The 6,751-nt window shown below is 66.3% G+C and carries 6 protein-coding genes; 4 read left to right on the top strand and 2 right to left on the bottom strand.

The features are described 5' to 3' along the window. On the top strand, nt 1–1,973 hold a 1,973-nt coding region (locus JHD07_RS17050; RefSeq protein WP_291624274.1), incomplete at its 5' end, for a molybdopterin cofactor-binding domain-containing protein. A gap of 131 nt (nt 1,974–2,104) precedes the next feature. Here the strand turns inward: JHD07_RS17050 and JHD07_RS17045 are convergent. After that, nucleotides 2,105–2,905 carry a hypothetical protein gene (locus JHD07_RS17045; RefSeq protein WP_291624272.1) on the bottom strand — a complete coding sequence of 267 codons (801 nt, stop codon included), beginning with the start codon at nt 2,903–2,905 and terminating at the stop codon, nt 2,105–2,107. A gap of 104 nt (nt 2,906–3,009) precedes the next feature. On the opposite strand from JHD07_RS17045, the gene JHD07_RS17040 reads away from it, so the two are divergent. The 3 genes from JHD07_RS17040 to JHD07_RS17030 are packed head-to-tail and all read left to right on the top strand — an operon-like array spanning nt 3,010 to nt 6,398. Next, complete coding sequence (locus tag JHD07_RS17040; RefSeq protein WP_291624270.1) at nt 3,010–3,501, top strand: YaiI/YqxD family protein; 492 nt, start codon at nt 3,010–3,012, stop codon at nt 3,499–3,501. Nucleotides 3,502–3,503: 2 nt separating this feature from the next. Beyond that, the gene (locus JHD07_RS17035) at nt 3,504–5,315 is read left to right on the top strand and encodes an ATP-binding cassette domain-containing protein (RefSeq protein ID WP_291624268.1); all 1,812 of its coding nucleotides are present in this window, start codon (nt 3,504–3,506) and stop codon (nt 5,313–5,315) included. Between the two features lie 3 nt (nt 5,316–5,318). Next, on the top strand, nt 5,319–6,398 hold the full coding sequence (locus JHD07_RS17030; RefSeq protein ID WP_291624266.1) for an alanine racemase: 1,080 nt from the start codon (nt 5,319–5,321) through the stop codon (nt 6,396–6,398). A gap of 170 nt (nt 6,399–6,568) precedes the next feature. Here the strand turns inward: JHD07_RS17030 and JHD07_RS17025 are convergent. Further along, on the bottom strand, nt 6,569–6,751 hold a 183-nt coding region (locus JHD07_RS17025; protein ID WP_291624264.1), incomplete at its 5' end, for an NAD(P)/FAD-dependent oxidoreductase.

Below are 6,751 nucleotides of genomic sequence, written 5' to 3'. Positions count from 1 at the left end.
CGGAGACGCTGGCGCAGGCCCGCGATGCGGCCGAGGCGGTCGAACTCGACATCGAGCCGCTGCCGGCAGTGACCGACCCCGAGGCAGCCGCCCAGCCCGGCGCGCCGCAGCTCTACGACCACATCCCCAATAACGTCGCGCTCGACTACCATTATGGCGACATGGACAAGGTCGATGCGGCCTTCGCCAGCGCCGCCCATGTGACCAAGCTCGACATCGAGAACACCCGCGTTGCCGTGGTCTCGATGGAGCCGCGCGTCGGCCTTGCCTCCTATGACAAGACAACCGAGCGCTACACGCTTCAGGTGCCGACGCAGGGCGTCGCCGGCAACCGCGCCAATCTCGCCAAGAACCTGAAAGTGCCGAACGAGAAGGTGCGCATCCTCACCGCCAATGTCGGCGGCTCCTTCGGCATGAAGAACATCAACTATCCCGAATACATGTGCATCCTCTATGCGGCCAAGGAATTGGGACGGCCGGTGAAGTGGCTCGACGAGCGCTCGACCGCCTTCCTCTCCGACAGCCACGGCCGCGCGCAGAAGATCCATGCCGAACTCGCGCTCGATGCCGAGGGGCATTTCCTCGCAGCCAAGCTTTCCGGTTACGGCAATCTCGGCGCCTACATCACCGGCGTCGCGCCGGGGCCGCTCTCGCTCAACACCGGCAAGAATTTTTCCAGCGTGTATCGGACGCCGCTGATGGCCGTCGACATCAAGGTGGTGCTGACCAACACCACGCTGATGGGCGCCTATCGCGGCGCCGGCCGGCCCGAGGCGAACTATTACATGGAGCGGCTGATCGACCGGGCCGCCGACGAGATGGGCATCAACCGGCTGACCTTGCGCAAGCGCAACTTCATCAAGCCGAGCCAGATCCCGTTCGCGGCCTCCTCGGGCGTCACCTATGACAGCGGCGACTTCCAGGCCGTGTTCAACAAGGCGCTCGAAATCTCCGACCACGAGAATTTTTCCAAGCGCAAGAAGGAGAGCAAGAAGGCCGGCAAGCTGCGCGGCATCGCGGTCGGCTCCTATCTCGAGGTCACGGCGCCGCCGAGCCCCGAGCTCGGTAAGATCGTGTTCGATCCTGATGGCACCGTGCAGCTTATCACCGGCACGCTCGACTACGGCCAGGGCCATGCCACGCCGTTCGCGCAGGTGCTGAGCGCGCAGCTCGGCGTTCCCTTCGAGAACATCAAGCTGGTGCAGGGCGACAGCGACATCGTCCACACCGGCAACGGGACCGGCGGCTCGCGCTCGATCATGGCGAGCGGCCAGGCCATCGTGGGAGCCGCGAAACTCGTCATCGAAAAAGGCAAGCGCGCCGCGGCGCATATGCTCGAAGCGTCCGAAGCCGACATCGAGTTCGAAGGCGGCAGGTTCACGATCGCAGGCACCGATCGCAGCATCGACATCATGGAGCTGGCGAAGAAGCTGCACGACGGCAAGATGCCCGAGGGCGTGCCCGAGACGCTCGACGTCGATCACACCAGTGAGCCGATCGCCTCGGCCTTCCCGAACGGCTGCCACGTCGCCGAGGTCGAGATCGACCCGGAGACCGGCGTGGTACAGATCGTGCGCTACAGCGCGGTCAACGATTTCGGCACGGTGATCAACCCGATGCTGGTCGCGGGCCAGCTCCATGGCGGCGTTGTGCAGGGCATCGGACAAGCGCTGATGGAGCACGTCCGCTACGACGACAGCGGCCAGCCGATCACGGGCTCGCTGATGGACTACGCCCTGCCGCGCGCCGAGGACGTGCCCAACATGACGGTCGGCGACCATCCGGTGCCGGCGACGACCAATCCGCTCGGCAGCAAGGGCTGCGGCGAAGCCGGCTGCGCCGGCAGCCTGTCGACGGTGGTGAACGCGGTGATCGATGCGCTCTCGGAGTACGGCATCAAGCACATCGATATGCCGCTGACTTCGGAGCGGGTGTGGCGGGCGATCCAGGAGGCGAAGGCCAAGGCGGCGTGAGGCGAAGCAGGTCTCTCCGCCGTCATGGCCGGGCTTGACCCTGCCATCCACGCGTTGCCGCACAAAGAACGTGGATGCCTGGGACAAGCCCGGGCATGACGATGTGGTGACAGCCTGCCCCTTCCGGCCTCCTACGCCGCCGCCTGCTCGCGCGGCTGGTAGATTGCGGTGTGCTGGCAGTGCGCCAGCGGCGTGGTGCCGTTGGCGACGACGAGCGCGTCGAATTCGACGAAGCGATGGCCCTTCTTCTCGTAGTTCGCGGTGACTTTCGCCCGCGCGGTGATCTCATCGCCGGCGCGTGCGGCGGACAGCAACTGCATGCGGCTACCGACATGGATCCAGGGGCCCAGGATGGTGTTGTCCACCAGCACGCGGTTCATGACGCGCTGGATCAGGCCCGGGTGTCCCAACCCTTCGCGCGCAAAGATCGGATCTTTCTCCCTGATGTCTGCGAGATAATCCGCCGCATCCCGCCCGGCCCAGCGGCGCGGCGTGGTGCCGAGCCATCTGCCCGTCTCGAAAATGGCCGGACTGACCGGCTTGCGCTCGGCCACCACGGGCACCGCGACGTAGTCGCTCAGCGACACCGCGGGTGCTGCCTTCGGCAGCGAGGCTGTCCCGGTGGCGCAGAGCTCGGTGCGGCTGAACACCTCGATGGTCAGCAAGCCTTCGTGCTCGGTGGCGTCGACATCGGCTGTCTCGCCGTCATAGACCGGCTTGATGAAGCGGGCCTCGACCAGCCCTCGCGACAGGAAGTCCCGCCCCCAGCGGACGATCGGCACGTGCATCATGTAGGCGAAGACGTCGACGCCCGGGACCAGCCCTCCTTCAAAGCCGAAGCGGCGCGCGACCGTGTCGTCATGCATCTTGTTTTCGGATTGTTTGGCGGTGTTGTAGGCCTCGACGCGGTAGGTTTCGAGCCGGTTCGGCATGGCTGGCGTTCCCATTTCTTGTTGTTCGCGGCCGATCGTAGGCGCCGGGGAACAGCGGTCAATCCCCTCGCCTTTGCGGCCTGAATGAGGTACCACGCGGCGGAATGACCGATACCCCGACCCGCATCTATGTCGACGCCGACGCCTGTCCGGTCAAGGACGAGATCTACCGCGTCGCGCTCCGGCACGGCGTGCCCGTGAGCGTCGTCGCCGGCAACTTCATCCGCGTGCCGCACGACCCGCTGATCGAGCGCATCGCCGCGGGCAGCGGCATGGATGCGGCCGACGACTGGATCGCCGAACGCGCCAGGCCCGGCGACGTCGTCGTGACCTCCGACATCCCGCTGGCGAGCCGCTGTGTGAAGGCAGGCGCCGACGTCATCGCGCCGAACGGAAAGCCGTTCACCGAAGAATCGATCGGGATGACGCTCGCGGTGCGCAATCTCATGACGGATCTGCGCTCGTCCGGCGAAGTCACCGGCGGCCCACGATCGTTCGCGCCGCGCGACCGCTCCGCGTTCCTGTCCGCGCTCGACCAGACGCTGCGACGGATCGCGCGGCGGCGCGCCGATGCATCCGCGACCAGTCAGGGCTGACCATGGCGCCGCCGCTGATCCAACTCAAGGACATCAAGCTGACTTTCGGCGGCACGCCGCTGCTGTCGGGCGTCGAGCTCAATGTCGCGCCATCCGAGCGGGTCTGCCTGATCGGCCGCAACGGCTCCGGCAAATCGACGCTGCTGAAGATCGCCGCCGGCCTGGTCGAGCCCGACGGCGGCACGCGCTTCGTGCAGCCCGGTGCCACCGTGCGCTATCTGCCACAGGAGCCCGACTTCGGCGACCACAAAACTACGCTCGCCTATGTCGAGTCCGGGCTCGCGCCCGGCGACGACCAGCACCAGGCGCGCTATCTCCTGGAGCAGCTCGGCCTTACCGGCGAGGAAAACCCGCACGACCTTTCCGGCGGCGAGGCCCGCCGAGCAGCGCTGGCCTATGTGCTGGCGCCCTCTCCCGACATTCTGCTGCTTGACGAGCCCACCAACCATCTCGACCTCGCCACCATCGAATGGCTGGAACAGGAGCTCGACGGCCGCCGCAGTGCGCTCGTGATCATCAGCCACGACCGCCGCTTCCTGACCAATCTCTCGCGATCGACGGCGTGGCTCGATCGCGGCAGGATCAAGCAGATCGACCGCGGCTTCGCCTCGTTCGAGACCTGGCGCGACGAGGTGCTCGCCGAGGAGGAGCGCGACCAGCACAAGCTCGACCGCAAGATCGTCGACGAGGAGCACTGGCTGCGCCACGGCGTCTCCGGCCGGCGCAAGCGCAACGTCAAGCGCCTTTCCAATCTGCACGCGCTGCGCGACCAGCGCCGCAACTATCGCGGCACCGCCGGCAGCGCCAACCTCGCGGCCAGCGAGGCCGAACAGTCCGGCAAACTGGTGATCGAGGCCAAGGGCATCACCAAAGCCTATGGCGAACGCAGGATCGTGGACAATTTCTCCACCCGCATCCAGCGTGGCGACCGCCTCGGCATCATCGGGCCGAACGGCGCCGGCAAGACCACGCTGGTCAACCTGTTGACCGGCGGCATGCAGCCGGATTCCGGGACGATACGTCTCGGCGCCAATCTGGAGGTCGCGACGCTCGACCAGCATCGCGAAAGCCTCGATCCCAAATCGACGCTGGCGGAGGCCCTGACCGGCGGCCGCGGGGACCAGATCATGGTCGGCGGCAAGCCGAAGCACGTCGTCGGCTACATGAAGGACTTCCTGTTCGCGCAGGAGCAGCGCGGCACGCCGGTGGAGGTGCTCTCCGGCGGCGAGCGCGGCCGGCTGATGCTGGCGCGCGCACTGGCAAAGCCCTCGAACCTCCTGGTGCTGGACGAGCCGACCAACGACCTCGATCTCGAAACCCTCGACGTGCTCGAGGAGATGCTCGGCGATTATGAGGGCACTGTCATCCTGATCAGCCACGACCGCGACTTCCTCGACCGCGTCGTCACCTCCGTGATCGCACCCGAGGGCAACGGCAAGTGGATCGAGTATGCCGGCGGCTACAGCGACATGCTGATCCAGCGCGGTGCAGACCTCAAGCGCGAGACGGCCAAATCGCAGCCGGCTGCCGAGAAGAAAGAAGAGCGCGCGGCGGCTCCGTCGTCCGCGCCGAAGCGGAAGCTCAGCTTCAACGAGAAGCACGCGCTGGAGACGCTGCCGAAGAAGATGGAAACGTTGCAGGCGGATATCGCCAGGCTGCAGCAAGTGCTCGACGATCCCAACCTCTACGGCAAGGATCGAAAGAAGTTCGACGACACGTCAGCCGCGATCGCCAAGGCACATGAAGAACTTTCCGCCGCCGAAGAGCGCTGGCTCGAACTTGAAATGCTCAGGGAAGAGATTGAACAGGCATAGCTTATGACAACAACTCTCGCCGCCAAGATCGCCCGCGAATACGGCACGCCCTGCGCCGTCATCGACATGGACAGGGTCGAGCGCAACATCGCGCGGATCCAGAAGGCTTGCGACGACGCCGGGATCGCCAACCGGCCACACATCAAGACGCACAAGAACCCGACGATCGCCAAGCTTCAGATCGCGGCGGGCGCCAAAGGCATCACCTGCCAGAAGCTCGGCGAAGCCGAGATCATGGCCAATGCCGGCATCGACGACATCCTGATCAGCTACAATTTGCTCGGCGAGGAGAAGATGGCGCGGCTCGGCGCGCTGCAGGCCAAGGCCAACATGACGGTGGCCGCCGACAATCCCACGGTCGTCGCGGGATTGCCCAAGGCGGCGGCCGCATCGGGCCGCCCGCTCTCGGTCGTGGTCGAGTGCGACACCGGGCGCAAGCGCGCGGGTGTCGAGACGCCGGCTGAAGCGATTGCGCTGGCGCGCGAGATCGCTTCGTCCGAGGGGCTCGAGTTCGCCGGCTTCATGCTCTATCCCACCGAGACCGGCTGGGCGGACGCGCAAAAATTCTACGACGAAGCGCTGGCCGGCGTGCGCGCGCACGGGCTCGACGCAAAGATCGTCTCGACCGGCGGCACGCCGAACCTCGTCAACATCGGCAAGCTCAAGGGCGGCACCGAGCACCGCTTCGGCACCTATATCTACAACGACCGCATGCAGGTCGCCGCAGGCTCGGCGACCTGGGACGATTGCGCCCTGCACATCTATTCGACGGTGGTGAGCCGCGCCGCGCCCGAGCGCGGCATCCTCGATGCCGGCTCGAAGACGCTGACGACGGACACCGGCGGGCTCGACGGCCACGGCCTGATCCTGGAGCATCCCGAGGCAAAGATCGCCAAGTTCGCCGAGGAGCACGGCTTCCTCGACCTCTCCCGCAGCAACACAAGGCCCAAGGTCGGCGACGTCGTCCGCGTCGTGCCGAACCATGTCTGCGTCGTCGTCAACATGATGGACGAGGTGGTCATGGTCCGCGGCGAGGAGATCATCGGCACGCTGCCGGTCGCGGCGCGGGGGAAGCTGCGGTAGGCGGGGTCGGCACCCGCGCCTCCTGCGAGGCTCGGGTCCCGGTGCTGTCGCACCGGAAACCGAGCACCTCAGGATGACGCTCTCTATGGACCGTCGTCGGTTGACGCTCCTTGAAAGCCGTCACCCTGAGGCGGCCGCTTCTTCAGCGGCCCTCGAAGGGCGACGGCGTTCTACGAATGCCTCAGCCATGCGAGCACACCCCGTCCCGCCGCAGCCCCGGTCGCGAATGACGCCTGGAGCAGATAGCCGCCGGTGGGCGCCTCCCAGTCCAGCATCTCGCCGGCTACGAATACGCCCGGCAGTTTGTGCAGCATGAAGCAGTCGTCGAGTTCTTCAAAAGTGATCCCGCCTGC

Origin of the sequence: Bradyrhizobium sp. (assembly GCF_016462955.1) — a bacterium.
Taxonomy (GTDB): Bacteria; Pseudomonadota; Alphaproteobacteria; order Rhizobiales; family Xanthobacteraceae; genus Bradyrhizobium.
This window is presented reverse-complemented; position numbering and strand designations above follow the sequence as displayed.

Excerpts from the sequence above, each read along its gene's own strand:
- JHD07_RS17040 (WP_291624270.1), top strand. The coding sequence starts at position 3,010 with ATGACCGATACCCCGACCCGCATCTATGTCGACGCCGACGCCTGTCCG.
- JHD07_RS17030 (WP_291624266.1), top strand. The coding sequence starts at position 5,319 with ATGACAACAACTCTCGCCGCCAAGATCGCCCGCGAATACGGCACGCCC.
- JHD07_RS17045 (WP_291624272.1), bottom strand. The coding sequence starts at position 2,905 with ATGCCGAACCGGCTCGAAACCTACCGCGTCGAGGCCTACAACACCGCC.
- JHD07_RS17035 (WP_291624268.1), top strand. The coding sequence starts at position 3,504 with ATGGCGCCGCCGCTGATCCAACTCAAGGACATCAAGCTGACTTTCGGC.